The sequence below is a fragment of the Halomonas sp. MS1 genome, assembly GCF_024182575.1.
Classification (GTDB): domain Bacteria; phylum Pseudomonadota; class Gammaproteobacteria; order Pseudomonadales; family Halomonadaceae; genus Vreelandella.
In genome coordinates this window covers 3806646-3829162 of sequence record NZ_CP098926.1, presented here as the reverse complement: position 1 = coordinate 3829162, position 22517 = coordinate 3806646, and the positions used below count along the sequence as shown (strand labels likewise).

The window sequence follows — 22517 nt, the reverse complement described above, 5'->3', positions numbered from 1 at the left end:
GCGCGTTACTCCTTACTGATGCGGTTAACTTCTGCCAGGCTAGTGCTGCCATCCAGCACACGACTTAGGCAACGCTGATAAAGGCTAGGGTAGCCTTCGCGGCGGGCTTGTTGATCGATATCTAGCGCATCGCCATCGCGCATAATCAGCTGGCGCATGGCATCAGTAATAGGCACCACTTCATAGATACCAATACGACCTTTATAGCCCTGGGTGCATTGTTTACAACCGACTGCTGAATAAATCGTGCCGTTGCAAATATCCTGTTGGCTAAAGCCAGCCTGACGCAGCGCTTCGGCAGGAATCTTAGCGGGTACTTTGCATAGGTCACATAGCTTGCGTGCCAAGCGCTGGGCAATGATCAAACTAACTGAGCTTGCAATGTTATACGATGCGATGCCCATATTCGCTAAACGGGTTAGCGTTTCAGCGGCGGAGTTAGTGTGTACGGTAGATAGCACTAAGTGGCCTGTTTGGGCTGCCTTTACGGCAATTTCAGCGGTTTCCAAGTCGCGAATTTCGCCCACCATGACGACATCAGGGTCTTGGCGTAAAAAGGCGCGCAGAGCACTGGCGAAGTTCAGACCGATTTTAGGGAGAACGTTCACCTGATTGACCCCCGACACTTTAATTTCTACTGGGTCCTCGGCGGTGCAAATATTGCGTTCAATTTGGTTAAGAATGTTGATGCCTGTGTAAAGCGTCACTGTTTTACCGCTCCCCGTCGGCCCGGTAACCAGGATCATTCCTTGAGGCTTCTTAAGTGCGTGTTCATAAACAGCCTGCTGTTCAGGGCTAAAACCTAGCTGCTCGATAGCGAGTTGAGCAGTGGCAGGGTCTAGCAAACGCAGTACTATTTTTTCACCAAACACAGTGGGTAGTGAGTTCACTCGAAAATCAATTGAGCGCGTGCGTGAAAGCTGCAGCTTGATTGCGCCATCCTGAGGCAGACGCCGCTCAGAAATATCCAGCCGAGACATGATTTTTACACGTGCTGCGATGCGGTGCCGCAGCGCAAAAGGTGGGCGAGCAATTTCAAGCAGCATGCCATCAATACGAAAGCGCACCCGGTACTGGGTTTCGTAGGGCTCAAAGTGAATATCGGAAGCGCCGCGGCTGATAGCGTCTAGCAGTATTTTATTGACGAATTTAACGACAGGGGCATCTTCGCTATCTGTTGCTGCTTTGTCTAATGTCGCCTCATCTTCGTCCAACTGAACAATATTCAACGCGCTGACCGCATCATCTACGTTTTCCAATTCATCTAGCATGCTGCGCTCATTTTGCGCTAGATATTGCGTTAGAGTGTTTTTAAGTTGATCAGCGGGAGCCAGTACGCCATCTACACTTAGCCCGGTAGCAAATTGAAGTTCATTCAGCTGGGTTAGCGTAGCGGGGTAGGGGACAGCGACAGTAAGACGGTGCCCGTGGCGTGCCAGAGGAAGAATATCTAGACGCTCTAATATTTTAACGGGGTAGTCATTGGCGGGTGGTAGCGCGTTTATACGAATGGCATCTAGGTCAACGACCGGTAAACCATACTCCCAGGCAGCGGCCAGCGCTGCTGCGCCTGATTCTACTAGCCCACTATCGACCACGTGCTGTAACAGCGACATTTCAAGCTCTGCCGCTGTGTTTTCCGCAACAGTCGCCTGAGCATCGGTCAGCACGCCATTTTCAACCAGCCGTTTAGCGATACCCTGCAGGCCGCTATGCATGGCCGCCTTGCTCAGCGTCGGCCCGGGGGTTAAATCGTTCATGGCTAAATTCAATCATGTTTGTTTTATTTCTTTATGCTAAGTATTAATTATTATTAATAGTCAACGGAAATGTAACGATGTGATTGCTATTGTTGATTCAATATAGCATCGAGAAGCTGTTGGTATTGTTAAACATTGTGGCACGGGCTTGTTTAGCGCACTTATCGCATTCATGTTATTGAAGAGGAAATTTAATAGCACAAAGGAGCAGTGTTATGAATAAAAAAATTTTTAAAATAACTACAATTCACAAGCAAAGTGGTTTTACTCTCATTGAACTGATGGTAGTCATTGCTATTATCGGCATCTTGGCTGCCATCGGCGTGCCCAAGTATGGAAGCTACTTGGACCGCTCAGAGGCTTCTGCATGTGTTGGAGAACTCAACTCATATAGAACACTTTCAGTCGCGGAAGCGTCTCTCGGAGAGGGCGCGCCTGAATTTAGCTTTCAGTCATGTGCTAAAAATACGGATGTTGAGAAGCTGTTCACTGTATTTTCAGGCGCTGCAGATATCGAACTATCAGAAACTATTGAAGTTTCAACTCAGGATCGCCAGGAAACTGTGTATGTATCTGGAGACGGGATAATTTCTATGACTGCTGAGGGATAGTGTACAGCACCTTAAAATCTAACCATTAGCTTTGGTTGTGGTGCCAGCTAATGGTTTTTTTATCTGCAGGTTTTTGCCCGTATTTTTAATATTGTTCAATCTTCACACTGCCTGCGCATTTGCTCTCTATACTCAATGCTCCTGGTCATAAGGAGCCGATAATGAAATCAATCCCTATTAGCGCTTGCCTGTTAGCTTGCACCCTATTGTGGCAAGTGGCGGCAGTCGCACAGCCAGCACACGCACCCGCCCATGGTGCTAGAGACAACAGCCCACATTCCGAGCGCCAGCGTGGCGGGCAGGATATAGGCCGACATGAGCGTCGCCATCGCGACGAACGCGTTGTAGATCTTCCTCGTATCAACGAACGTGAACTGCTTCATCTCTTGCGGCAATACGATGCGCCACGTGCTCAGCCATTGCCACCAGGTATTCAGCGCAACTTAGAACGCGGTAAACCCCTTCCCCCGGGAATTGCAAAACGTTTTGATGGCCCGTTGGCATCTCAACTTCCCCATTACCCCGGCTACGAATGGGAGCGCGTAGGAGCCGATGTCGTACTCATTGAGGCGGCGACCCGTATCGTTGTCGATGTGCTGGTTGATGCGCTTCGTTAAAGGTTGTTTCGCATGGCTCATGGTAATGCCATGCGTCACCGCTTAAGCTGGGCTTACTTCAGGCAATGTGAAACTACCAAGTAAGGAGCGTTAATGACGGCCTACACCCTAGAAGAGCGGCTGGCGCTGGCAGTGCGTATTGCGGAGGAGGCAGGCGATATGATTCGCCGCGCCCGCGAACAGCAAGATTTCAGTCAACGTTTAAAAGCTGGCATTGAGCTGGTTACCGATGTTGATGTGGCAGTTGATACGCTAATTAGCCAGCGCCTGGAGGAGCATTTTCCTGGTGAAGCGAGATTGAGTGAAGAGCTAAGCCCTGAGCGTGCGCTGCATACCCCCGCCGAGCGGCTGTGGGTGGTAGATCCTATCGATGGAACCGTCAACTTTGCTCAAGGCCTGCGCCATGTGGCGGTATCGATTGGCTGGATAGAGAACGGCATCGGTAAAGTAGGCGTCGTTCATGCCCCTTTCTTGGGTGATACCTTCAGTGCCGCGCAAGGATTAGGTGCGTACTGCAATCAGCAACCAATCAAGCCGAGTGACGCTGATACGCTTGAAAGCACTCTGGTGGCTACCGGTTTTCCCTACGATAAACAGGCCCGCAAACAGCTTCTACCACGTTTGGAAGCCGTGTTGGTGAACTGTCAGGATGTTCGTCGCAATGGTGCAGCTGCGATTGACCTCTGTGATGTCGCCTGCGGCCGCTTAGACGCGTATTACGAAAGCGTTTCACCATGGGACTTTGTCGCGGGTTGGGTCATTGCTCGCGAGGCAGGCGCGAAAGTAGGCCACTTAACTGAGGTGCCTGACGGCGTGCCAGCCGACCTCTACCCAGAGCAACTGCTCGTCACAACGCCCAAGGTATATGATGCCATGGCATCGCTACTTAAGCGCATCGATTAACTGCAAGCGGCAAGCAATTGAAAAGAAAGCGCAAAAAGAGCTTTTCATTTGGTTAAGAAAGCGCTAGTATACGCACCGTCTTGAGGCAAACGATGTTGGTTAACATTCGTTGCTAATCCAAGATATCGGAGTGTGGCGCAGCTTGGTAGCGCGTTGCAATGGGGTTGCAAAGGTCGCAGGTTCGAATCCTGTCACTCCGACCAAGAATATCTAATGAAAACCGCCGCTTACGGGTAAAACCTAGCGGCGGTTTTTTTGTGCTTGGTAAAACTTTCGAAATATTTTAGAAAAACAATCCAGCATTTCAAGGGCTTAAGACGTGACGTTTTCCATGCCTGAAAGCAGGGCGTCCATTGTGAACGGGTTGCCCTTAGCCGCTTGCCAGCGTGTGTCGTGACCGTCTAAATACACCTGTGTCATACTCTCATCTGCGTGACCCATGAGGGCTTGAATGTCTTCCACTGAGGTGCCTTTTAGCTCTAGTAGTCGTGAGCCCAGTGAGCGTATTTCATGAAACGTTGGGCGTTCCTCTTGAGGCATAGATTTTATATCTGGTATTAAGTCGCGAAGCTTTTCAAACTCTCTTGATAAGTAATCAGGTGTAACTTGTGACCAGTGCTTATTTCCTTTTCGGCTTGGCATTCTTAATGGCTTGCGATGGATTATAAAAGGGGACACTGGTTCAATCTGTCGCGACCTTTTAATTAAATCATCAATCGCGGGCGTTAATTCAATTGCTACATAAGCAGTTTTGCTGCGCTCTTTTGTTTTCTCACGAATATAATGTAGTCGCCCATTTTTAATATCTTCATATTTAGCGGCGACTGCTTCAGCTCGACCAAATAAACATAACAGAGATAACTCCATTGCTATTTTCATCCAGCCATCTGCTAAAGCATGAATGTTTTGGAATTGCGCAACGCTTAAGCGCGCCCTGACTTTCTTGTAATAGTTGTTCTTACGAGTTGGCTCTACTGGATTGTGGTCAACCCAGCCCTTAGTTTGAGAGAACTGGAATATCTGCGATAGCACTGAGCGGTATTGAACGTACGCCGTGTTGTGATGATTTTCGCTAAGATATTCAGCACACCATCGAGTGGTGATGTTCTCTAGTAGCATACTGCCAGCATCGTTGATGATGCGCTCACCCCGGCCACGTTTTGCCTCTTTGGTCCAGTCTCCCAGCGGGCTAGGCTTAACCCACTCAGCCAGCCAGGCTTTAATTGCGGCTTCCAGTGTGACGCCGCTTTCGCCCATCACGCCCGCCACTAGATCCGCGCCTTTCATCAGGCGCACATTAAGTATGCGCGCCGCATCCTGGGCTTTAGCTCGATCCCTACCCATCCCGTGCCGCTTGCCAGTATCAGGGCGACGATAAATATAGTAACCGTCGCTCTCATACAGGTTAGGCTCTAGGCCTTTGTTCTTTCTTTTCCGTGGCCTTGGCGCCATGTCACGCCTCCATCAATACGCTGTCGGCTAATTCGTTACCGGTTTGGCGGCGCTCTGCATCCAAGTCTATAAACCATGTGCCCCCCATTTTCTTAGCGGGCACCATTCCCTCCCGACACCACCGGCGCACAGTCGTTAGAGACGGTGGATTGCCTGCGAAGCGTGCACGGCGCCATTGATCCAAGTCCATCAATTTGCCAGTTTTCATATCAGTCTCCTGTCATCCTTTGGCCGCCTGGGCCGTGGCCTTTGCCATCTCGCCATTGCCGCTCCTGATGCGCCATGCTGTCGCTCATCGCTTGCTGGCGCTGCTGTTCGATCAGCGCCTGTACGGCAGGGTTGTTCGCAACCTGACGTAGCTGGTGTAGCTCTGCCTGCTGGCGCTCGATGATGCCGGTGGCCACCGTGCCGAGTTCCCACAAATCGGTAGCGGCTTCGCCGTCGGCTCGCACCTTGCCAAGTCCGTAGCAGTGGCCGCATGGGCGGTCTTTATTGCCTTTAATGTGGTCGTGACCGCTACCCAGGCAAACTGGGCAGTCATCAATCTGCAGTGGTCGCCAGTTGCGCAGCCAGTCATCCTGTGTGGTGGCGCTCTGAATGCATTTATCCAGATCTTCGTAGATCACTAGCCACTGCCCAGCGAGAGGCCCTGCGCCTTCGTGCTGCTGTAGTTCGGCGTATTTTCCACCGCTGGTGCGGCGGGTGTGGGTTGGCTGGGTCATTGATGGCCCTCGGCTTCTTTGCGCAACTTCTCTGCCTCAGTACGCATATCTGCTGCAAACTCGCCCATTCCTTCGGCGCCAATCGCATCAATCACGGCGCGGCCTAGCTTCTGTAAATCCTGGATAGTCCATCCATTCTTTTCGGAGTATGCAGCTTTAGCCAGCTCAGCTATGCGCTCCACATGCGCCGCCAGCGCGTCGCGCTCTTGCTCAACCTTTGCCAGCTCGCGCTCCGCCTTTTCCATTCGCCCCACGCCGTCGGGCCTGTCAGGGAAACGAGCACGATCTTCGATGAGGACTTCACGCTCCCGCAGCGCTTCAAGGATCTGCTCAATAGTTAGCGGTTGGCCGTCTTTAAGAATTTCCGCTCCGTCGTGGCATACGCCTTGTGTGTATTCGCTCATACCTCCATGCCCTCCTGAATGACTTCCCGCGGCTCAGGCCGATTGATTACATCGAAGCACTTGATGTGTGGATCTGGCGCGTGGGCGTTGCAGATCTGCGTGGCGAACACCTGCACGCCATGGCGATCGCACTGGCCGTAGGGTGTGCGTGTTGGTTTTTCCTGCAAGCCTGAGTGCCGCTGAAACGGGCAGTGCTTGTCTTCATCAAAGCCCTGATGCTCATAGTGCTGGCAGCTAACACAAGCTTTAGGAGAGCGCATAAAAGGCTCTGTGCTCACCGTCCACCTCCCAGCGCTGGCAGGCCTTCTTCATTGATCAGCTCGCCGGCGGGCAAAAAGTCGCTGCCTGGGGCGCGTTTGAGAAGCTTGAGCCGTTCGTTTTCAGCGCGGGCGGTGTCTACGATCTGTGCCGATACATCACTAACGGCTCTTGCCCGCTGGATCTCTTCTTTCAACGCATCGCCCTTGATGCTTTCATCACCTAAGCGTTCAAGCTGGGCAAACAGGTGGTTGCGTAGATCGTCGATTTTGTTCTTCATGCCTGCTTACTCCTGCTGTTGATTTTGCGGTTTAGGGCCCCGCGAAGCTGAACGATTTGCGGTAATGGCTCGGGTAGATTGAGGTAGCTGTTGCGACGCATCAGGTCGGCGCGGCTGATCAGCTCTAGGTTGGCTGGCGTGAAGTTGCGCTTATCGCCATCGCGAAATATCACAGCGTGCCCCTTAGGCACCGGATGACCATTGTGCTTTTCCCACTCGATGTGGCTGACCGCCACCCAGTCTTTTGGCGGGTAACCGGTGTCGGTCATCTTACGTTCTAGATAACCATCCCTGGTGACGCGCTCGCTTCCGATAGGCAACCAGGTTGCAGGCTTGTGGCCTTTTTTGAAGCGAGTGCGCTCGCTACCTGGCGCACTGTAGTTCGTGCCCTTATTCCATGGGGTTAGGTTGGGCTTAAAACAGCCTGGCTTTTCCCGCTCCATGTACTCAGCAGATTTACGCCAGCCGCGATTAATGGCCTGGTTTTTGATGCTAGAGACGCTGCGGCGATACATGCGCGCTAGCGTTGCGTTGTCAGTGTTTGGGTACGATTTGGATAACGCCAGCAAGTCTGACGCTGACCAGGGTTTGCCGTTATTTGCGAGATAATCGATCACGCTGCACCCCCAGCAGTCTTATCGGCGCTGGCAATCCGTTTAAGCGGCACCGCAAGCGGCGAGTGTTTAGCGCGTTCGATGAAGCATTTGCGGTTTTCCATCGCAATTCGTTCACGCACAGCCTCGCTAATGTTGCCGGTGGTGGGCTGCTCGATAAGCTCCATGCCACGTTGGCCTCGATCATATCGGGCGCGCACTGTTGTTCTGCGCAAGCCGTAGCGTTTTGCGAGCTCGTGCAGCGTGATCGTTTCGCCCGTATGCGGGTCCGCAACGATTGTTGATTGCCGGATAGGTTTGCTCATGACGAAGCCTCCCGCTGGGCTTCGCCGCCCAGCCATTCAATTAGCCGCTCGACGTTCTGGCGCAGGCTGCCCGCCATCAAGAGAAAGTCGGTTTCTAGTCGGGCTAGAGCGTCGTCGCCGTCGCTTGAGTGGTCGGCCTCTTCGATAAGGGCATCACCGAAGCGAATGGATTTAAGCGCGAGATCGTCATGCAGCACGAAAGAAAGCTGGCCCTCGATTCCCAGTGCTAGCTTGCTGGCTTGGCGGCCGCTTTCGAGCAGCTGTTGCATTTCGTCGCTATCGAGATCCACCTGGCGTGCACGTACCACGCCGTCATCGCCTTTGGCTTTTAGCTCGAAGTTGTCGCCTAGCTGTAGGTCAGCGGGGCGGCTAGCCGTATCGCCAAGCCACTCAGTCATCGCGCGGATGGGGAGCGTTTGAGACGTGAGCGGCGTTACCTTCAAGCTACCCAGGGTTTCGCGCAGTAGGTCGAGCACGTCTTCAGCGCGTGAGCGGCTGCTTGTATTCACGCCGATCAGCTGGCGCTCTACATCCCACCACAGGTCTATTTTCGTGCTGCGCACGAAAGCGCGTGGCATTAGCTCCTCGGTGACTTGTTCTTTCAAAGCCAGTTTTTCCTTGCGTGTGACTTTGCGGGCTTCGGTAGCTTCGATCTCTGCCACCTTTTCGGCCACTTCTTCGGCAACCACTGAAGAAGGCAGCAAACGCTCTTGGCGCAGGGCGCTGATCAATCGGTGACTATCGCCCTGCAGGGTGTGCAGCAGTTGCCCACCACCCATGCGACCCGCTGGCGCTGTCCATCCGATCCGGCGCGCGTCTGCGTTACCCAAGGGCTTAGCGACATGCTCAGTTAATAGCTCTGCCGTTTGTTCGGGGCTTAACAGCTGGTGGCCGTGCAAGCGGTAGAGGTGTAGGTTTTTGAACCACATGTTATTGATCTCCCGGCCAGTTGACGTTCTGGGCGCCCGTAGCAGCCATGTACTCGTCTTTGGTGATTCCTAGCGCGGCAAAGAGGTGAAAAACGCTGGGCATCGTGTCGGTTTCTTTGTGGTAGAAGTCCTCTGCGATGTTTTCCCAGTACGGGTCTTCTTGATCGATGATTGAATCGAGCAAGCCGATAGCCTGCTGTCGAGTCAGGTGGTCGGGCCATTCGGGAATTGCTTTGCTCATTTGGTTTCACCTTTCTGGTTGTCGCCTTTCGCTGGCACTGGCTGTTTGAAAATTCGGTCGAATGCGGCTTGGTCGATCATTGATGGCCTTAGTGCTTTGCTAGTGAGTAGCTGGTGACTGAGTCGCCAAAAAGGTCTTTACCCGCTGGCACAAGCAATCCTTTGGCGCTGAGTGAAGACACCGTGCGGTAATGAACCTTGGTGCCATCCATAAGCCGCCACCCCCCCCCATTGATGTAATTAAGCGCTGCGCCGCTGGCGATCTTGTTAACTACTCGCTGCTGAACCTTGGTTAGCTCTGCCATGGTCATCACCTCAAAACTGAACAATCTGAACGGGTGGCTGTGCGTAGTCGGGGTAGCTGTAAACAATGTGTTCGCGACTTTTCACCGCTGGCGCGGCTGGGCGCATGCCTGGGCATTGTTCTGCTGCGATCCCGCGATAGTCCGGCTGGCCTGTGCGCTGGTTGAGCGGCACGCCGCGCGCCTCTTCGGCCTGCCACACCGCTGCATCGGTGCAGTAGCTGATCAGCCAATCGCTTTGCTCTTGGGCTTCGCCCTTCGATAGCTGGCCCATGACGATCAGGGCGACGAACAGAAACGCGGCCCATAGTAATTTCGTGGCTTGATTGCTCATGCGGCGTGCTCCTCTGTAGCAGTGAGTGGATGGGCGTCAAGGTTGATGCGCTGCTCGACGTGTGCGCCCCACAGCACATCACGCAGGCTGTTGCGTGCGGCTTTCGCCGTGGGTAGTGGGGTGGCCATATCAACCACGACGCGGGTGTCACGCTTGCCGACGAAGGAGGGCAGGAAGCCACCTTTCACCGGCACCGCTTCAATCACGGTGGTGTGGAGCGTGTAGCCGTCTTGCATGGCCAGTAGTTGCCAATGCTTCACGATGAAACGGCAGGGCGTGTGTAGATCGCTCATTGGGCGCCGCCTGTCAGGTAAACGCGGGTTTGGTTTAGCGCGGTGTCTAGCTCAGCTAGCGCCAGCCTGTCGCTTACGTCGCTGCTCGGGAGCTGAGCCGTATAGGTGTTAATGGCACTGCTGCGAGACACGCCCAGCACGATGCAGCTTTTAGTGAGCGTTACAGTTGCGCGATGGATGCCGAGGCTATTGATGTTCATTGCTCGGTCGGTGAGGTCGTGAACGCGGTTACGCACTAGCTGCTCGATGGTTTTATCTACGATGCTCATGCGTGGGCCTCCTGAGCAGCTGCACGCAGGCGCTCGATGACCTTCTTGCCTGTTAAGCGACCCTTGATATTGCTTTCGGGATAACGGGAATGGGTGCTGCTTGTCGGGTCGTAGCTTGACCAGAAGCTTTCCCAATCCGTTGAAGCATCCAGAACATAGGCGGATGCGTGCTCATAAAGCGGGCAGAAGTCGTCCGCATCACCCATGCAGGAGTTGTACTCGCCGCCAATACTGGACACCCGGTTGACGCGAACTCTTCCGTTGCGATGCTGGCGCTCCAGCTTGCCGCTTTGAGAACGGCGGCCGCGCACTACGTAATCGGTTTCAAATTCGTCATCGATCCATACGCGCTCTGCCGTTTGCTGAAAATCACGTCGCGGGCTGGCGGCGAAGATGGCGTGGACTTTCTTGCTGAGCTTTTTCACGATGCGCGGTTTCATGCGTACACGCTCCCTGTGTCGCGGCGTGCTAGCGTGCGGCTGGCGCTGACCTGCTGGCGGCTACGTGTTGGTGAGCGGTGGCGCATCGCGTCGGCGTCGCTGTTGATGCCGCTGATGAGCAGCGAAGCGAACAGCACGACAAAAATGGCAACGCCGTTAATCTTGCTTATCCACTTCCGGTCCATTGCTACCACTACAGCGCTAAGCGCTTTGTAAACACCTAGCTTGTGATAGGCCTTCTTTAGGCTGCCGCGAACAGTCTCCGGAGAACGCCCCGTTGCTTTTGCAATCTGCTTGTAGGTGTTTCCCTCTGCTAGCAGCATCATGTCCATGGCTTCGGTGCGGGTGAAGCCGAGGCTTCCGCGCTCTGGATTGATTCGTGCCTGCCAATTTCCGTGTGTGATTTGCATCGCTTTCCCCTTGCAACTCATAAGTTATGCGTTGAAGTATGCGAAAGCTCATAATATCTGTCAATGCGAAAGCTCATATTTTTTATGAGGGCGAAAAAAAACCGCCTCAGTGGGCGGCTCTTAAAGCGATGTAAAGAGGTATTACGCAGCGGGGAATAAGCGCATGATGGTAAAGACTAATGCTCCAGCGGCGATAACGGTACCTACTCCCCACTGAATCATGCTGACTTTGGTATCAGATAAATCAGCTTTAGTGGCAAAAGTGTCTAGCTTGGTATTCATGGCGTTAAACTTTTCGTCGATCGTATCAAAGCGACCTTCGATACGCGCTAGCGTCACCTTGATGTCGCTAACATCGCGCTCCAGATGTTCTACACGGGCCTCAAGATTGCTCATTGGTGGTTCGCCTCCTGTGCCTCCGCCGCCCTTTGCTGGAAGATAGCTTACATTATCTGTCACTGGGTGGCTCCTCTTCTTCCCATTTTATAGACCTTGGCGGCGCGATTTCTTTCCACTCGACCACCATTTGGGCTGCAAACATTCGTAAGTGCCCGCAGTTCGGACAGGTGACACCGACCATTTCCACAGCGTCATCCTCTGGCGATCCTGGATGCAGGAGCGGCATCACAAAAATGTGTAGCGGTTGGTCTGGCCCATGAGAAAGTATTGCTACGTGGTCGTGACCGCAGGCAGGGCAGTCATGCGTAATGCCCTTTGCATCAATAAAGGCATGCAAGTCTTCGCCTTTCAGCTCTCGAGCTTTTAGGGCTTTTTCATTCATAAGTGCGCCTGCTATAACTTGGTTTTGGCCTCAACAGCCACCCCGATAATCCGGCAATTTCCGTTAATGGGTATCAGAGGGTATGCGGGGTTGAGAGGTTTTAGATACTTTTGCCCGCTTTCTACGATGTATTTTTTGAAGGTGGCTTCGTTGCTTTCATCCAGCTGCGCTACTACCAGTTTGCCGGGTGTTGCTTCAATGCCGGTATCGACCAGCACTAACGTCCCTTCGGGAATGCTAGGTCTTACGCCTGCGGGCGCGGTCATGGAATCGCCCGATACCTCCAGCCAAAAGGCTGGCCCTTTTGCGTCATAGTCTGTGCTTTCATGCTGATCTTCCATGCCTGATGGGTACGGCACGATGCACTCGGCAAACTTCCCCGCCTGAACGCTTGAGATAACAGGGTAGCGATAGTATCGGAAGGGCTGAGCTGTAGGGCTAGTATTGCCAATATAGCTGGCGCGCTCGTCTTCTACTGAGTGCATGTCGCCAAGCCCTGTTGTTAGCCAACGGTAGCTCACGCCTAAGGCGTCCGCGATTTTCAGCAGATGCGTGGAGCTATGGTGTCTACCACGCTCCAGGTTTGAAATGGTGGCCTGGTCGATGCCCGCTTTGTCAGCTGCTTGCATTTGACTCAGCTTTGCCTGCTTGCGCGCCACCCTGATTCGGTCTTTGAGTTCCATGCCTAAATTATTATGCGCGCCCTCATAGCGTTGCAAATGAGTTTGCGCATGGTCTATCCTATGAGCATTCGCATAAGAGGGCGACCGATGGACACCGTATTCAAAAGCCTTGTCAGCCATTTCGGCGGGCAAAATCAAACCGCAGAGGCTCTCAACGTCAACCAGGGGGCTGTCTCCAACTGGGTTCGTGGAAAGCATGGCATGTCTCCTGCTGTTGCTCTGCGAGCCGAAAAGTTAACGGATGGCAAGTTCACTGCTGCTCAACTTTGCCCCTCTGTTTTTGTTCAGCCGCATGCTGGCGAGGCGGCGTCTCAATGATTTCAGTGTATGCAATCACGCATAACGGCACAGCCCTCGCCGCTGGTCTGTTTGTGCGTACAGTGATTGGGGGTGCGCCATGACCGAAGAACGCGCCTTCCGTGGTGTCTGGATACCTGCCGAGATATGGCTGAATCGAGAGCTGTCGCTACAAGAGAAAGTGATGCTGATCGAGATCGATAGCCTGCAGCACCCTCAGAAGGGGTGTTTCAAATCCAACAAGAAGCTAGCTGAGTTCTTTGGCCTATCGCCTAACCGTGTCTCTGAAGTGATCAGTTCACTCAAGAAAAAGGGCTGGGTGCGAGTCGATCAGATCCGCGACGGCAAACAGATCGTCGAGCGCCGTATTTTTATGAAACGCCCGCTTGAAGCTGCTGGCGCAGGTACTCGGAAAACCGAAGAGGGGTATTCGGAAAACGGGGAGAACCCTATTCGAGATCCCGAAGAGGGGTATTCGGAAAACGGGGAGAACCCTACTCGAAATGTCGAAGAGGGGTATTCGGAAAACCGTGAAGAGAGGGGTTCAGGTTTAGGGGTTCAGTTAGAGGGGTCCAGTATTAGTACTGTTGCACCGGGGGCAAGCCCCGATGCATCGGAAGGTGAATATCTGGGCGCCGATGAACCCGAAACATCCAAAAGTGAGCAGGCGGAATCTGGCGCTGACTTGCTGGCGCGTATTCCTGCAGACATGCCCGGTACCCGCGACCCTAATGCCAAAACGTTCAAAGCTTGGGCGAACTACGCCTGCGCTTACCGTAGGCGCTACAAGACATGGCCCGTATCGAACCAGAAGACGTCTGCAATGCTTTCGCAGCTGGTCGACCGTGTAGGCGCTGAGTTGGCGCCCAAAGTGGCGGCGTTCTACCTGCAAATGAATCAGCAGTTCTACATCACAAAGGTTCACCCGGTCTCGCTGCTGCTGGCTGACTGTGAGGCCATTGCCACCCAGTGCACCACAGGGCAGCAAGTCACACACGCCCAGTCTCGACAGATGGACAGCACTCAATCCAATCTCAGCAACCTTGAGCAGGCGAAAGCCATGTTACGGCAGCGCCGCGCCCAACAGGAGGGATCGTCATGCCACTGACCGATGCACAGCACGAACAGGTGCTCGATCTTGTTTACGCAACTGCCGAGGTTCTTGGGCAGGAAATGCGCCCATCGGCGGGCATGCTGATCGCCGAAGACCTGAGCGTGTATCCGTTTGCCGAGATCCGCAGCGCGTTGGCCCGCTGCCGTGCCGAGCTACACGGCAAGCTGACGCTGGCCGCCATCGTTGAGCGCATTCCTAGCGCAAATGCGCATTTGAGCGGTAACGAAGCCTGGGCACTGGCACTGCGCAGCACTGACGAGCAAGAGACCGTTGTGTGGACGCCCGAGATTGCAAGCGCCTTTGCCACTGCAAAGCCACTGCTGGACGGTGAACGTCCGGACAAGGTTGGTGCCCGCATGGCGTTCCTAGCCGCCTATGAGCGTGAGTTGGCCACCGCTAAGGCCGAAGCACGCCAGCCTGAATGGATGGTTTCGCTAGGCCATGACCCGCAACGCCGTGAGATCGCTCTTACTGCTGCCGTGAGCGCCGGAAAGCTGCCCGCGCCGAAGGTGGAGCGCCTGCTGCCCCCGCCCGATAAGCCGCTGACCGAATCAGGTAAGCGCCAGCGTAAGCAGGTGGTTAGCAAGCTGCGCGACCTGATCAATCAGCCCGTAAGCCGCAAGACAGAAGAGCGCCGCGAAGCCCGAGAGCGGGAAGAAGCCCGTCGCCGTGAATTGTTAGAGCAAGCTGGCGCGCCGCTGGCTGCAATGGGAGGTCGTTAACTATGAATAGCGTATTTCAACCCAGCGGCAATGAAGTCAAAGCCGCGGCGTTCAACGATCACCGTCGTAGTGGTCGCTTATGCGCCAGCCAAAAAGCGGTACTCGATACGCTAGCAGCTGGGCCGATGACGCGTAACCAGATTGCAGGCCGTGCCGGTATTGCGCTGTCCAGTGCGTGCGGCCGCTGCCGTGAGTTGCTCGACGCGGATCTGATTACCGTGATGGGCACCACGCAGGACAAGCCCGCTCGCCAGCTGCTGCAGCTAACCGATAAAGGGCGGGTGGTCGCTCACAGCGAGGAGGCGGGTCATGCAAAAGCCGATTGAGCCGGGGTGTTTGGTTGTTTTTATCAATAGCATGTTTCCTGAAAACATCGGACGTACAGGAACGGTTATTGAAATTGACCACACGGATGATCCGCGAGGTGATGTTCATGTTGACGGTTATTTCAAGGGTACGGTTCATGACTCTGGCCCGTGTTGGACGCGTAGAGAAAACCTCAGACGCATTGACGGCGGAGACCCGGACGCAACGCAGGAAGAAAACCAAGATCAGGAGGTGCCCTCCGATGCCCTCGCTTAAACCCATCGACCATCAAAACATCGTCCTACGCTTGCTGGCGCGTACCGCCCCTTGCGACCCGCAACACATCGCAACGCTGGCGCAGGCGTACAAGCTGCCCGTGTCGCTGCATCAAATCCGCGTTGCCTGTGATGAGCTTGTCGCTCAACGGTTCGTGGGGCGCACGCCTTATGGGTATCGCCTTACTACCTGGGGATAGCGCGAGCTGCCCGCGCTGCCGCTGCTGGAAAGCTACTACGTCGCTGACGCAGGAGGTGTTGCATGACCTTTTTAGCCGGTGTTGTGCTTGGAGTTGTTATCACCCTCGCTGTGCTATTAGGCGTGTTCTATTGGGCATCCAGAGGAGATGGCGGCCGATGAGCAATAGCCAACCCCGAAAATGCCCGCAGTGCCAGTACCGCAAAGCGGCCAGCGAGTTTCGCGAATCCGGTACCGGTGCTGAATTGCCCGCGTGCAAACACTGTTTACGCAAATCACAGCGAGGTGGCAAACGATGGACGGCGTAACGATCTTCCTATTCGGCGTGCTTGCAGGTGTGCTTATCGTCATCGGGTGCGCAGTCGCCGCACTGTGCTGGGGCACACGGGATCTCAACCAGCGGGGAGAGCAAGACGATGGATAACGCTACACAGAAGGGCGGCCCCAACGCTCGCCGTGCGGCAATGCTGTGTCAGAACCCGCGCTTTTGGCTCTACCTAGATAACCGCTGGCGCTCACGCAATGCGCTCGAGTATCGAGAGTTTCCGGACGGCACGTTTAAAGCCGCTGGCGCTACACGATGGCTGCGCAAGGCGTGCGGTATCCAAAGCCGCGCGGAGCTAGACCATGACGCCGAAGCCGCTGAAATGCTTGAAAAGGTGATGACGAGCTATCAAGCGTGGGAGCGCCAGCAGCGTTTGATTGATCGGACTGTAGGGGGTTTGGTGTGAGCTTACGTATTCAGCAACCACGCCGCCCGCGCGCGCTAAAGAAAGACGGCAAGCCTAGAGCTAGGCCTGTTGACTGGGAGGGCCAAGAGCAAGCCGTTCTGATCCGTTGGCTGCTGGGCGAAAAGAAGCGCGGCACTCCGGTGGGGCAGTTATACGACGTTATCTATCACGTACCCAATGGTGGCCAGCGCAGCAAGAGCACCGGCGCGGCGATGAAGCGCCAGGGCGTTAAATCCGGCGTGAGTGACCTGGTGGTAATGGATGCGCGTGGCGGGTGGCATGGGCTGTATATGGAGTTCAAGGCGTCGCCGCCGCATACCTCCCCATTGACAGATAGTCAGCGCGATTGGCTGGCGCAGGCAGAAAGAAGAGGGTACTGCGCTGTATTGGCTGTGGGGTTAGAAGAAGCCAAACGGGTGCTAGACAGCTATGCGTGCTCAGGCTGCTCGTATAGCCATTACACCAAAGCACCTTTTGGCGGTACCGAGTGGAGAAAGGGCGAATGATTTGCGCATTAAAACACTCAGAATTGAACATATCGGCAATAAATGAGCATGATAGTGCACAAAAGCAAAAGGGGATCGTGATGCGTGAGGCATTGGAGCGCATGCCTATGAGCCGGTTGCGTGAACTGGCGAAAGAGTCGAATGCTGACCATCATCCCGACGCGCCACGTGTGTTCGTGAGCCGCGTGCTTGATATGGAGGTAGAGCGCCGGACTTGGTACGCCCATGAGAACCCGGGTTACCAGCCGTTCAGCTCGACCGCCAAACTGGGCGAACATCCGGGTGGTGGTACCGCTGCCGCTGATCCGCTAGTGATTGCGTATGACCGTGGTATACGCTTGCATGCTGCCCATGAAGAGGCGCGCCAGTTTATAGACTATGCCCGCTTGACGCCGCGCAACCTGCTGGCGGCACTGATTCAGGCGGCTAAGACAGATCGCCGCGTTATAGGCCCTTGGGGAAGGAGTTACGACCAGATAGCCGATGATTGTTGCACATATGCGCAGCGCTTAGGTTTTTCGCCTGGTGTTATGCACGGTAAGACACTGGTGTGCTATGACACGATCAAGCATGAGTCTGGCTGGTGCCAGCCCATCGAAACTAAGCATGTGGTGCCGTTGTTTGGGGACGGTATGGCTATAAAGAACGCTGCAAAGCAAGCGCGCGTAGCGCTTATATTACTCGCAAAGCTATAAATTACATTGACAGCTTCGCGATTGCGAAGCTATAATTGGGGCATAGGGTACGAAATCAGTTCGACCCAACTCTTAGAGAGAGCCCCGCAATGACTTTTCTTCACACTAGCCCTTCTACAATTATCGAAATCAACGCTTTTGGCCGTTTTGGTGAGTTTTTGTTCTTTACAGCTGATGCGCCTTACGTGATGACAGCCGGTAATTATGTGACTTATTCCCTTGAGCTTGATGAGAATCAGATCATTGATGCTGAGTCACTTTTTTACCATCAAGACGCCGAGAAGCTATCAGGTTTGGTTCATAAAGTTGTTGCGTTGGTTGGCTGTGATGAGGATATGGCTGAAGAGCTTATCGCCCAACGTGCCGATATTCACTCTATTGACTGTGATATTGAGCCTGAAGATCTGGCAGAGGTGTCTTGGGATATTCAACGTATAGCAGGCGAGGCGGCTTTGTTGTTGGGTTTTGCAGGGGTCGCCATGGATGATGAGCAAGGCCGTGCCTACTTAATCAACATGGCAGATCGTGTATCACAACTGGAAGAGGTGGCACAGTGAAGCCAGATAGCCAGCGTTACAGCTATTCAATAACGTGGTCAGAAGATGATCAGCAGTTTGTAGGGCTGTGTTCAGAATTTCCCTCTCTGTCGTGGCTGTCTGACTCACAGGAAGACGCTTTAAAAGGCATAGCTCAAGCTGTGCAAGATGCCCTTGAGGATATGGAAAACGATAGAGAGCTTATACCCAGGCCCAGCATTGCAGGCAGGGTTCACGCTGATGAAATGCGAGGCTCAGAGCTTCAGGCATTAAGGAAGTTGCTAATGCTGGATATTCGGGAAGCCGCTGAAGAGATCGGGCAGGTGTCTGCGCGTAGCTGGCAATATTGGGAGTCGGGCCGGTATCAGGTCCCTTCCGATGTTGCCGACAAAATGTGGGCAGCTGTCGATATTTATAAGCGCCTTAAGGCGCATATAGAAGGTCTGGCCGCTAAGCAAGCTGGCTTTGATATGTCTTATTACACTCGCTTTGAGGATTACCATAGAGACCACCCCAGTAAGAGCATTATTAACTGGCGAATAGAGCAGGCTGTCGCAGCTGAAGCATATTCTAAAGGCCATATTGTCATTGTTTAGCTGAGGTGTTGATGCAACCGCGTAGCTATCAAATTGAAGCTGTAGATGCGGCCGCTAACGCATTTAAGAGTGAGCGAAAAGCGACAGTCGTAATGTGCTGCGGGTCAGGCAAAACCCTAGTGGCTAGACTTATCGTTGAGCGTATGCGCCACAACTTGGTGTTGGTGGTAGCGCCAACTGTTATGCTGCTTAACCAGCTAAAACGCCTTTGGGATGGGTTAAATGAGTTGACGGTCATTGTTGATCATGAGAATCCCGAGAATAAGGAAGATCTTGCGAGCATTCTAGCTCATCATTCCTCAGTCACAGTGTTGACGACCTATCATTCTGCACCGGAGTGCGTGCAGGCTTTCGCTGAGGCCGGTAAGCAGGTAGATATAGCCGTTTATGATGAGGCTCACAAAACGGCAGGTAGTTTTGCAGGAAAATTTTCATCCACCCTTGATGACGCGCTGCCGATCCGTAAGCGCCTATTTGTGACTGCCACTCCTCGCCACGCTGATTATAGCGGTAAGGTAGATAAGCACTTCTTTACGATGGACAATCCTGGGCAGTATGGGCCGATTGTTTACAACTACCCGTTGCGGCGGGGTATCGAAGATGGAACTGTTACCGACTATCGCGTGCTGGTCGCTTCCGTTACCGATGAGGAGGTGAGGGGGAGTCTGCTGGACTCTAACGATCAGACCAAAATGTCTGCCATGGCGTTGGCGCTTAGCAAGGCTATGCATGAGTTCGATCTTAATAAGGTCATTACCTATCACGCTACTATTGAGGAGTCGCGAGAGTTTGTTGGGTATCTTGCCCGCTACCTGCCTGGCGTAAAGGTGGTGCATGTGTCGAGCGAGCAGACTCGCGATGAACGTGTGCTGGCATTTAATACATATCGTAATGAACCTAAGGCGGTTATTACCAATGCCCGCGTATTAGGGGAAGGTATTGATGTGCCTGCCACTGATGCCGTCATGTACTGCACCCCTAAAACGTCGGTACAGGACATTGTTCAGACCTCGGGCCGCGCAATGCGTGTGAGTCCAGGTAAGGAGTTTGGGTATGTCATCATCCCGGCCCTAACGAAAGCGGATCTAAACTCCGATGAATTTGGTGACTTCAATCCGGTCATTGAGGTGTTAGGCGCTCTGGCTGAAAACGACGACTTGCTCAAACAGATTATTAAACTGCGCCTAGATAATGAGTGGGAGTTCGAGCAGGGGCTGGGCAGGTTCGTCAGTTTCACATCTGTTGGGGCGGGCGATTTTGATTACAAGAAGCTGCTTAGCTCTATTAGCTTGCGCATGATTAAGTCAATGAATGCTTCCTTCTTTGAAAGGCTAGAGCAGTTCATTGAGTACCGTGACACCTTCGGAACGGCACTGGTGCCCACTGCAAGGACTGGCTCGCTGGGCATCTGGGTGAAACATATGCGCAAGCAGTTCTCGGTAGGCTTGTTGGCGGCTGAGAAGGTAGACATATTAAACCGCGAAGGTTTTGTATGGGATGTGAGCGAGAGCCATTTCAATGAGCAGTTGGCTCAGCTAAAACGCTATCTTGATCAGGGTAACTCTGTTGAACAGGCAAGCACAGGGCCTTTCATGGGTTTTATTAAGAATGCGAGGGCTAGGGCAAGGGCAGGCACGCTGCCCGAGCGCCGAAGGCTGGCATTGGAAGACGTGGGTGTGTATTTCGATGTAGAAACTTACCGATACGAAAGCACGCTTCAAGAACTGCGAGAAGCCAAGGTTAACGGTTTGACCATAAATGATAGTGGGTTAGCCGATTGGGTGAAATATCAACGCCAAAAGTATAAAAATGGCACCCTTGATCAGGGGATCGTTGATGCCTTTAATGACATGGGCATTTCCCTAGAAGTCGATTTTGATCAAGTGTTTAATGAAAACGTTTCTCAGCTAGCTGGTGTTCTGCAAGCAGGGAAAAAGCCCGAAGGTAAGCTGCGCAACTTTATGAAAAGGCATCGAGCCCTTTATCGTCAAAACAAAATAAGTGAGGATAGGCTTAAGGTTATCCGTTCGGCCGAACGATCCTTTAATGTAAATATTTTGGGTGGTTGAGATAGCTACATGTTGTGTTAATAACACGGTTGATCTACTATCTGTATAGGCTGGCGATGAATGAAGCTAGCCGCCACACACCATGAAGCCCTGCCGGTCACCCGGCGGGGCTTCTGCGTTTCTGCGCAGGTGTCGGGAGTCGGGTAGAGCCGAGCTGGTGCTGGCAAACCAGTGACCGTTAATAAATCAATGATGCCTGGGTTACACGTATGCGCACTCACTGAGCGCAGCCTATCGTCAGAGACCAGAGCGGCTGACAGTGCAGCGCCGGAGGCGTAACCGGCACCATTCTCTTGCGTTGCCACCTGGCGCGCCTTGCCCCGCGTACTGGGGCTTTCTTACATCTAGTGACTGCCCATGCCTGTTATCACTCCTGCCCAAGCGGGCGGCGTCAACGTGTGCGCCTTTCTTGACGTGCTTGCCTTTGCTGAGATCGGCGCGGTAATGCTCAAGGACCCGCGAACAGATAACGGGTACCGAGTCATTGTCGGCTCATTGCCCAGTAAGTTGATCCTAATGGATGACTACAGTGACCACCCGCGCAAGCTGGTAAAGATTCGCAAGGGCCTTAGCTCAACAGCGGCAGGCCGTTATCAGCAGCTTAGCCGCTATTGGAACCATTACCGCGACCAGCTGAACCTGCCTGACTTCGGCCCTCTTAGCCAAGATCGTTGTGCGATTCAGCAGATGCGCGAACAGAAGGCGCTGCCGCTGATTCAGCAAGGGCGCATTGCTGATGCCATCCACCGTTGCCGAAATATCTGGGCGTCTCTGCCAGGGGCGGGTTATGGCCAGCATGAATATTCACTAGAGCGTTTGCTGCTTGAGTTCAAGCGCTCCAAAGGGGTGCTGTGTGATGCAGATCAGACATGGTATGAGCGCGCGATGCTGAAGCGCCGAAGCGCTTAACACTCAACGGCTACTGAGGTGGCCAACATGCACTTAATCAAAGAGCCTGACGCAATGCCTAACCGAGACCCTAACAACTGGCAGGCACTGCTAAACGTAGTGCTGAGCCTGTGGCCTCAGATCTACGCGGCGGGTCTGGCAATGCTGATTGCTTTGGTGCGCGCCATCCACGCGGGAGGCCGACCCATGAAGAGTTTATTGGAAGCCGTGCTGTGCGGATTTCTTACGCTAGCCCTGATGCCGCTGCTTAGCTACTTCGGGATGCCGCAAGACATGGCCATCGCCATTGGTGCTGCCATCGCCTTTCTTGGTGTTGAGTGGGTACGTGACCGCATCGATGCGCTATACGAGAAGATCATCGGCAGGTGGCTGAAATGATCGGTCGCTTGCTGGGCAGTGTGACGCCCTGGCTGTTAGCCGCACTGATAGGTCTCTCAGTGTTTCAGTATCAGTACACACAGCGCGTGACTGCTGATCGCGAGCGCGCTGAGATGCAAGCAGTGCACGCAAATGAACGCGCCGAGATACTACGCCGACACCAGCAGTTCCAGCGCCAGCAGATCCAAACGCTGAACGATGCGCTGGCCGAGCGTGACCGAGCGCTAACGATCATTGCCGACGACATACGCGCCAGCACAGCGGCGCTTCAATCACTGGGAGAGACAGATGCTGAAGCGCGTGAATGGCTGGATAGCGATCTGCCTAGCGGTATTACTGACTGGGTGCGCGAGCTCCAGCAGCCCAGTACCGGTGATGGCGTGCGACTGCCCAACGGTACCCGCACACCTAACCAGTGAGCTACCCGCGCCAGCGCTGATCCTCAACAGCAATCGTGGCCTTTTATTGCTGCTTGCTGAGTATGAGGCGTTAAGGCGCCGGTTCAATGCGGACCGGGCGGCGGTTGCTGATATTATCCAGAGCGGCGAAGGTGACGATAGCTAGGGGCTATAAGTCG

Annotated in this window: 40 protein-coding genes and 1 tRNA gene; 20 read left to right on the top strand and 21 right to left on the bottom strand. The window is 53.8% G+C overall.

The window, feature by feature from the left end; all coding sequences use genetic code 11:
- Positions 1-5 precede the first annotated feature (5 nt).
- A complete protein-coding gene (gene pilB / locus NF683_RS17775; protein WP_253920596.1) occupies positions 6-1760 on the bottom strand; it encodes a type IV-A pilus assembly ATPase PilB in 1755 nt (584 codons plus the stop codon).
- A 215-nt stretch (positions 1761-1975) separates the two neighbouring features.
- On the opposite strand from pilB, the gene NF683_RS21320 reads away from it, so the two are divergent.
- From NF683_RS21320 to NF683_RS17755, 4 genes are all read left to right on the top strand, one after another.
- The gene (locus tag NF683_RS21320) at positions 1976-2371 is read left to right on the top strand and encodes a prepilin-type N-terminal cleavage/methylation domain-containing protein (protein ID WP_269768698.1); all 396 of its coding nucleotides are present in this window, start codon (positions 1976-1978) and stop codon (positions 2369-2371) included.
- A gap of 161 nt (positions 2372-2532) precedes the next feature.
- A complete protein-coding gene (locus NF683_RS17765; RefSeq protein WP_089038434.1) occupies positions 2533-2988 on the top strand; it encodes an anti-virulence regulator CigR family protein in 456 nt (151 codons plus the stop codon).
- A gap of 93 nt (positions 2989-3081) precedes the next feature.
- The gene (locus NF683_RS17760) at positions 3082-3891 is read left to right on the top strand and encodes an inositol monophosphatase family protein (protein WP_038484635.1); all 810 of its coding nucleotides are present in this window, start codon (positions 3082-3084) and stop codon (positions 3889-3891) included.
- A 126-nt stretch (positions 3892-4017) separates the two neighbouring features.
- Positions 4018-4094, top strand: a tRNA-Pro gene (locus NF683_RS17755).
- Between the two features lie 109 nt (positions 4095-4203).
- Here NF683_RS17755 and NF683_RS17750 read toward each other — a convergent pair.
- The 19 genes from NF683_RS17750 to NF683_RS17660 form a co-directional block, all read right to left on the bottom strand.
- Positions 4204-5343 (bottom strand): tyrosine-type recombinase/integrase, encoded by a 1140-nt coding sequence (locus NF683_RS17750; protein WP_253920594.1) that lies wholly within the window; start codon positions 5341-5343, stop codon positions 4204-4206.
- 1 nt (position 5344) lies between these two features.
- Positions 5345-5551 (bottom strand): excisionase, encoded by a 207-nt coding sequence (locus NF683_RS17745; RefSeq protein ID WP_146943521.1) that lies wholly within the window; start codon positions 5549-5551, stop codon positions 5345-5347.
- A 1-nt stretch (position 5552) separates the two neighbouring features.
- On the bottom strand, positions 5553-6065 hold the full coding sequence (locus tag NF683_RS17740) for a hypothetical protein (protein WP_253920593.1): 513 nt from the start codon (positions 6063-6065) through the stop codon (positions 5553-5555).
- The gene (locus NF683_RS17735) at positions 6062-6469 is read right to left on the bottom strand and encodes a hypothetical protein (protein ID WP_253920592.1); all 408 of its coding nucleotides are present in this window, start codon (positions 6467-6469) and stop codon (positions 6062-6064) included. The genes NF683_RS17740 and NF683_RS17735 overlap by 4 nt, the downstream gene beginning before the upstream one ends.
- Complete coding sequence (locus NF683_RS17730) at positions 6466-6729, bottom strand: hypothetical protein (protein ID WP_253920590.1); 264 nt, start codon at positions 6727-6729, stop codon at positions 6466-6468. The genes NF683_RS17735 and NF683_RS17730 overlap by 4 nt, the downstream gene beginning before the upstream one ends.
- Before the next feature lie 14 nt (positions 6730-6743).
- A complete protein-coding gene (locus NF683_RS17725; protein ID WP_253920588.1) occupies positions 6744-7007 on the bottom strand; it encodes a hypothetical protein in 264 nt (87 codons plus the stop codon).
- On the bottom strand, positions 7004-7624 hold the full coding sequence (locus NF683_RS17720) for an HNH endonuclease signature motif containing protein (RefSeq protein WP_253920586.1): 621 nt from the start codon (positions 7622-7624) through the stop codon (positions 7004-7006). Before NF683_RS17720 ends, NF683_RS17725 begins: the two co-directional genes overlap by 4 nt.
- Positions 7621-7926, bottom strand: a complete 306-nt coding sequence (locus NF683_RS17715; protein ID WP_253920585.1) for a hypothetical protein — start codon at positions 7924-7926, stop codon at positions 7621-7623. Before NF683_RS17715 ends, NF683_RS17720 begins: the two co-directional genes overlap by 4 nt.
- Positions 7923-8855 carry a recombination-associated protein RdgC gene (locus NF683_RS17710; protein ID WP_253920584.1) on the bottom strand — a complete coding sequence of 311 codons (933 nt, stop codon included), beginning with the start codon at positions 8853-8855 and terminating at the stop codon, positions 7923-7925. The genes NF683_RS17715 and NF683_RS17710 overlap by 4 nt, the downstream gene beginning before the upstream one ends.
- A 1-nt stretch (position 8856) precedes the next feature.
- A complete protein-coding gene (locus NF683_RS17705; protein WP_253920583.1) occupies positions 8857-9096 on the bottom strand; it encodes a hypothetical protein in 240 nt (79 codons plus the stop codon).
- A gap of 88 nt (positions 9097-9184) precedes the next feature.
- Positions 9185-9400 (bottom strand): hypothetical protein, encoded by a 216-nt coding sequence (locus NF683_RS17700; RefSeq protein WP_253920582.1) that lies wholly within the window; start codon positions 9398-9400, stop codon positions 9185-9187.
- A gap of 10 nt (positions 9401-9410) precedes the next feature.
- Complete coding sequence (locus NF683_RS17695) at positions 9411-9731, bottom strand: hypothetical protein (RefSeq protein WP_253920581.1); 321 nt, start codon at positions 9729-9731, stop codon at positions 9411-9413.
- On the bottom strand, positions 9728-10024 hold the full coding sequence (locus NF683_RS17690; protein ID WP_253920580.1) for a hypothetical protein: 297 nt from the start codon (positions 10022-10024) through the stop codon (positions 9728-9730). The genes NF683_RS17695 and NF683_RS17690 overlap by 4 nt, the downstream gene beginning before the upstream one ends.
- Complete coding sequence (locus tag NF683_RS17685; RefSeq protein WP_253920579.1) at positions 10021-10293, bottom strand: hypothetical protein; 273 nt, start codon at positions 10291-10293, stop codon at positions 10021-10023. The genes NF683_RS17690 and NF683_RS17685 overlap by 4 nt, the downstream gene beginning before the upstream one ends.
- Positions 10290-10733, bottom strand: a complete 444-nt coding sequence (locus NF683_RS17680; protein WP_253920578.1) for a hypothetical protein — start codon at positions 10731-10733, stop codon at positions 10290-10292. Before NF683_RS17680 ends, NF683_RS17685 begins: the two co-directional genes overlap by 4 nt.
- Positions 10730-11143 carry a LuxR C-terminal-related transcriptional regulator gene (locus tag NF683_RS17675; RefSeq protein ID WP_253920577.1) on the bottom strand — a complete coding sequence of 138 codons (414 nt, stop codon included), beginning with the start codon at positions 11141-11143 and terminating at the stop codon, positions 10730-10732. The genes NF683_RS17680 and NF683_RS17675 overlap by 4 nt, the downstream gene beginning before the upstream one ends.
- A gap of 141 nt (positions 11144-11284) precedes the next feature.
- Positions 11285-11602: a CCDC90 family protein gene (locus tag NF683_RS17670; protein WP_253920576.1), complete on the bottom strand. Its 318-nt coding sequence runs from the start codon at positions 11600-11602 to the stop codon at positions 11285-11287.
- Positions 11592-11924: a hypothetical protein gene (locus NF683_RS17665; RefSeq protein ID WP_253920575.1), complete on the bottom strand. Its 333-nt coding sequence runs from the start codon at positions 11922-11924 to the stop codon at positions 11592-11594. The genes NF683_RS17670 and NF683_RS17665 overlap by 11 nt, the downstream gene beginning before the upstream one ends.
- A gap of 11 nt (positions 11925-11935) precedes the next feature.
- Positions 11936-12805, bottom strand: coding sequence for a LexA family protein (locus NF683_RS17660; protein ID WP_253920574.1), 870 nt, complete (start codon positions 12803-12805; stop codon positions 11936-11938).
- Here NF683_RS17660 and NF683_RS17655 point away from each other — a divergent pair.
- The 13 genes from NF683_RS17655 (at position 12695) to NF683_RS17600 (ending at position 20653) form a co-directional block, all read left to right on the top strand.
- Positions 12695-12925 (top strand): transcriptional regulator, encoded by a 231-nt coding sequence (locus tag NF683_RS17655; RefSeq protein ID WP_120387383.1) that lies wholly within the window; start codon positions 12695-12697, stop codon positions 12923-12925. The genes NF683_RS17660 and NF683_RS17655 overlap by 111 nt on opposite strands.
- Positions 12926-13004: 79 nt before the next feature.
- The gene (locus NF683_RS17650; RefSeq protein ID WP_253920573.1) at positions 13005-14012 is read left to right on the top strand and encodes a helix-turn-helix domain-containing protein; all 1008 of its coding nucleotides are present in this window, start codon (positions 13005-13007) and stop codon (positions 14010-14012) included.
- Entirely contained in the window at positions 14003-14740 is a 738-nt protein-coding gene (locus tag NF683_RS17645) for a hypothetical protein (RefSeq protein WP_253920572.1), read from the top strand. The genes NF683_RS17650 and NF683_RS17645 overlap by 10 nt, the downstream gene beginning before the upstream one ends.
- A gap of 2 nt (positions 14741-14742) precedes the next feature.
- Positions 14743-15066, top strand: coding sequence for a MarR family winged helix-turn-helix transcriptional regulator (locus NF683_RS17640; protein ID WP_253920571.1), 324 nt, complete (start codon positions 14743-14745; stop codon positions 15064-15066).
- Positions 15050-15322 (top strand): hypothetical protein, encoded by a 273-nt coding sequence (locus NF683_RS17635; RefSeq protein WP_172419980.1) that lies wholly within the window; start codon positions 15050-15052, stop codon positions 15320-15322. The genes NF683_RS17640 and NF683_RS17635 overlap by 17 nt, the downstream gene beginning before the upstream one ends.
- On the top strand, positions 15309-15521 hold the full coding sequence (locus NF683_RS17630; protein ID WP_253920570.1) for a hypothetical protein: 213 nt from the start codon (positions 15309-15311) through the stop codon (positions 15519-15521). Before NF683_RS17635 ends, NF683_RS17630 begins: the two co-directional genes overlap by 14 nt.
- 294 nt (positions 15522-15815) lie before the next feature.
- The gene (locus tag NF683_RS21315; protein WP_275050922.1) at positions 15816-15944 is read left to right on the top strand and encodes a hypothetical protein; all 129 of its coding nucleotides are present in this window, start codon (positions 15816-15818) and stop codon (positions 15942-15944) included.
- The gene (locus NF683_RS17625; protein ID WP_253920569.1) at positions 15937-16251 is read left to right on the top strand and encodes a hypothetical protein; all 315 of its coding nucleotides are present in this window, start codon (positions 15937-15939) and stop codon (positions 16249-16251) included. The genes NF683_RS21315 and NF683_RS17625 overlap by 8 nt, the downstream gene beginning before the upstream one ends.
- Positions 16248-16757 carry a VRR-NUC domain-containing protein gene (locus tag NF683_RS17620; protein ID WP_253920568.1) on the top strand — a complete coding sequence of 170 codons (510 nt, stop codon included), beginning with the start codon at positions 16248-16250 and terminating at the stop codon, positions 16755-16757. Before NF683_RS17625 ends, NF683_RS17620 begins: the two co-directional genes overlap by 4 nt.
- 80 nt (positions 16758-16837) lie before the next feature.
- Positions 16838-17452 carry a hypothetical protein gene (locus tag NF683_RS17615; RefSeq protein WP_253920567.1) on the top strand — a complete coding sequence of 205 codons (615 nt, stop codon included), beginning with the start codon at positions 16838-16840 and terminating at the stop codon, positions 17450-17452.
- An 89-nt stretch (positions 17453-17541) separates the two neighbouring features.
- A complete protein-coding gene (locus tag NF683_RS17610) occupies positions 17542-18009 on the top strand; it encodes an AcrIF11 family anti-CRISPR ADP-ribosyltransferase (protein ID WP_253920566.1) in 468 nt (155 codons plus the stop codon).
- On the top strand, positions 18006-18584 hold the full coding sequence (locus NF683_RS17605) for an Aca2/YdiL-like domain-containing protein (RefSeq protein WP_253920565.1): 579 nt from the start codon (positions 18006-18008) through the stop codon (positions 18582-18584). The genes NF683_RS17610 and NF683_RS17605 overlap by 4 nt, the downstream gene beginning before the upstream one ends.
- Positions 18585-18595: 11 nt before the next feature.
- Positions 18596-20653, top strand: coding sequence for a DEAD/DEAH box helicase (locus tag NF683_RS17600; protein WP_253920564.1), 2058 nt, complete (start codon positions 18596-18598; stop codon positions 20651-20653).
- Positions 20654-20670: 17 nt separating this feature from the next.
- Here NF683_RS17600 and NF683_RS17595 read toward each other — a convergent pair whose 3' ends face one another.
- Entirely contained in the window at positions 20671-20958 is a 288-nt protein-coding gene (locus tag NF683_RS17595; protein WP_253920563.1) for a hypothetical protein, read from the bottom strand.
- A 52-nt stretch (positions 20959-21010) separates the two neighbouring features.
- Between NF683_RS17595 and NF683_RS17590 the strand changes: the two genes are divergently transcribed.
- Genes NF683_RS17590 through NF683_RS17580 form a run of 3 tightly spaced genes read left to right on the top strand, consistent with a single transcriptional unit; the run spans position 21011 to position 22359 of the window.
- Positions 21011-21562: a glycoside hydrolase family 24 protein gene (locus NF683_RS17590; RefSeq protein ID WP_253920561.1), complete on the top strand. Its 552-nt coding sequence runs from the start codon at positions 21011-21013 to the stop codon at positions 21560-21562.
- 27 nt (positions 21563-21589) lie between these two features.
- Complete coding sequence (locus tag NF683_RS17585; RefSeq protein WP_120387256.1) at positions 21590-21940, top strand: phage holin, lambda family; 351 nt, start codon at positions 21590-21592, stop codon at positions 21938-21940.
- Positions 21937-22359, top strand: a complete 423-nt coding sequence (locus NF683_RS17580; RefSeq protein WP_253920560.1) for a hypothetical protein — start codon at positions 21937-21939, stop codon at positions 22357-22359. The genes NF683_RS17585 and NF683_RS17580 overlap by 4 nt, the downstream gene beginning before the upstream one ends.
- The last annotated feature ends 158 nt before the right edge of the window (positions 22360-22517 follow it).

Coding starts and splice junctions, on each gene's coding strand:
- NF683_RS17740 (WP_253920593.1), bottom strand. CDS start 6,065: ATGACCCAGCCAACCCACACCCGCCGCACCAGCGGTGGAAAATACGCC.
- NF683_RS17700 (WP_253920582.1), bottom strand. CDS start 9,400: ATGGCAGAGCTAACCAAGGTTCAGCAGCGAGTAGTTAACAAGATCGCC.
- NF683_RS17625 (WP_253920569.1), top strand. CDS start 15,937: ATGGATAACGCTACACAGAAGGGCGGCCCCAACGCTCGCCGTGCGGCA.
- NF683_RS17590 (WP_253920561.1), top strand. CDS start 21,011: ATGCCTGTTATCACTCCTGCCCAAGCGGGCGGCGTCAACGTGTGCGCC.
- NF683_RS17675 (WP_253920577.1), bottom strand. CDS start 11,143: ATGCAAATCACACACGGAAATTGGCAGGCACGAATCAATCCAGAGCGC.
- NF683_RS17715 (WP_253920585.1), bottom strand. CDS start 7,926: ATGAGCAAACCTATCCGGCAATCAACAATCGTTGCGGACCCGCATACG.
- pilB (WP_253920596.1), bottom strand. CDS start 1,760: ATGAACGATTTAACCCCCGGGCCGACGCTGAGCAAGGCGGCCATGCAT.
- NF683_RS21315 (WP_275050922.1), top strand. CDS start 15,816: ATGGACGGCGTAACGATCTTCCTATTCGGCGTGCTTGCAGGTGTGCTT.
- NF683_RS17765 (WP_089038434.1), top strand. CDS start 2,533: ATGAAATCAATCCCTATTAGCGCTTGCCTGTTAGCTTGCACCCTATTG.
- NF683_RS17735 (WP_253920592.1), bottom strand. CDS start 6,469: ATGAGCGAATACACACAAGGCGTATGCCACGACGGAGCGGAAATTCTT.
- NF683_RS17690 (WP_253920580.1), bottom strand. CDS start 10,024: ATGAGCGATCTACACACGCCCTGCCGTTTCATCGTGAAGCATTGGCAA.
- NF683_RS17750 (WP_253920594.1), bottom strand. CDS start 5,343: ATGGCGCCAAGGCCACGGAAAAGAAAGAACAAAGGCCTAGAGCCTAAC.
- NF683_RS17615 (WP_253920567.1), top strand. CDS start 16,838: ATGCGTGAGGCATTGGAGCGCATGCCTATGAGCCGGTTGCGTGAACTG.
- NF683_RS17660 (WP_253920574.1), bottom strand. CDS start 12,805: ATGCTTTCCACGAACCCAGTTGGAGACAGCCCCCTGGTTGACGTTGAG.
- NF683_RS17665 (WP_253920575.1), bottom strand. CDS start 11,924: ATGAATGAAAAAGCCCTAAAAGCTCGAGAGCTGAAAGGCGAAGACTTG.
- NF683_RS17710 (WP_253920584.1), bottom strand. CDS start 8,855: ATGTGGTTCAAAAACCTACACCTCTACCGCTTGCACGGCCACCAGCTG.
- NF683_RS17680 (WP_253920578.1), bottom strand. CDS start 10,733: ATGAAACCGCGCATCGTGAAAAAGCTCAGCAAGAAAGTCCACGCCATC.
- NF683_RS17585 (WP_120387256.1), top strand. CDS start 21,590: ATGCACTTAATCAAAGAGCCTGACGCAATGCCTAACCGAGACCCTAAC.
- NF683_RS17610 (WP_253920566.1), top strand. CDS start 17,542: ATGACTTTTCTTCACACTAGCCCTTCTACAATTATCGAAATCAACGCT.
- NF683_RS17630 (WP_253920570.1), top strand. CDS start 15,309: ATGCCCTCGCTTAAACCCATCGACCATCAAAACATCGTCCTACGCTTG.
- NF683_RS17655 (WP_120387383.1), top strand. CDS start 12,695: ATGGACACCGTATTCAAAAGCCTTGTCAGCCATTTCGGCGGGCAAAAT.
- NF683_RS17635 (WP_172419980.1), top strand. CDS start 15,050: ATGCAAAAGCCGATTGAGCCGGGGTGTTTGGTTGTTTTTATCAATAGC.
- NF683_RS17725 (WP_253920588.1), bottom strand. CDS start 7,007: ATGAAGAACAAAATCGACGATCTACGCAACCACCTGTTTGCCCAGCTT.
- NF683_RS17640 (WP_253920571.1), top strand. CDS start 14,743: ATGAATAGCGTATTTCAACCCAGCGGCAATGAAGTCAAAGCCGCGGCG.
- NF683_RS17650 (WP_253920573.1), top strand. CDS start 13,005: ATGACCGAAGAACGCGCCTTCCGTGGTGTCTGGATACCTGCCGAGATA.
- NF683_RS17685 (WP_253920579.1), bottom strand. CDS start 10,293: ATGAGCATCGTAGATAAAACCATCGAGCAGCTAGTGCGTAACCGCGTT.
- NF683_RS17760 (WP_038484635.1), top strand. CDS start 3,082: ATGACGGCCTACACCCTAGAAGAGCGGCTGGCGCTGGCAGTGCGTATT.
- NF683_RS17580 (WP_253920560.1), top strand. CDS start 21,937: ATGATCGGTCGCTTGCTGGGCAGTGTGACGCCCTGGCTGTTAGCCGCA.
- NF683_RS17600 (WP_253920564.1), top strand. CDS start 18,596: ATGCAACCGCGTAGCTATCAAATTGAAGCTGTAGATGCGGCCGCTAAC.
- NF683_RS17705 (WP_253920583.1), bottom strand. CDS start 9,096: ATGAGCAAAGCAATTCCCGAATGGCCCGACCACCTGACTCGACAGCAG.
- NF683_RS17730 (WP_253920590.1), bottom strand. CDS start 6,729: ATGCGCTCTCCTAAAGCTTGTGTTAGCTGCCAGCACTATGAGCATCAG.
- NF683_RS21320 (WP_269768698.1), top strand. CDS start 1,976: ATGAATAAAAAAATTTTTAAAATAACTACAATTCACAAGCAAAGTGGT.
- NF683_RS17645 (WP_253920572.1), top strand. CDS start 14,003: ATGCCACTGACCGATGCACAGCACGAACAGGTGCTCGATCTTGTTTAC.
- NF683_RS17745 (WP_146943521.1), bottom strand. CDS start 5,551: ATGAAAACTGGCAAATTGATGGACTTGGATCAATGGCGCCGTGCACGC.
- NF683_RS17695 (WP_253920581.1), bottom strand. CDS start 9,731: ATGAGCAATCAAGCCACGAAATTACTATGGGCCGCGTTTCTGTTCGTC.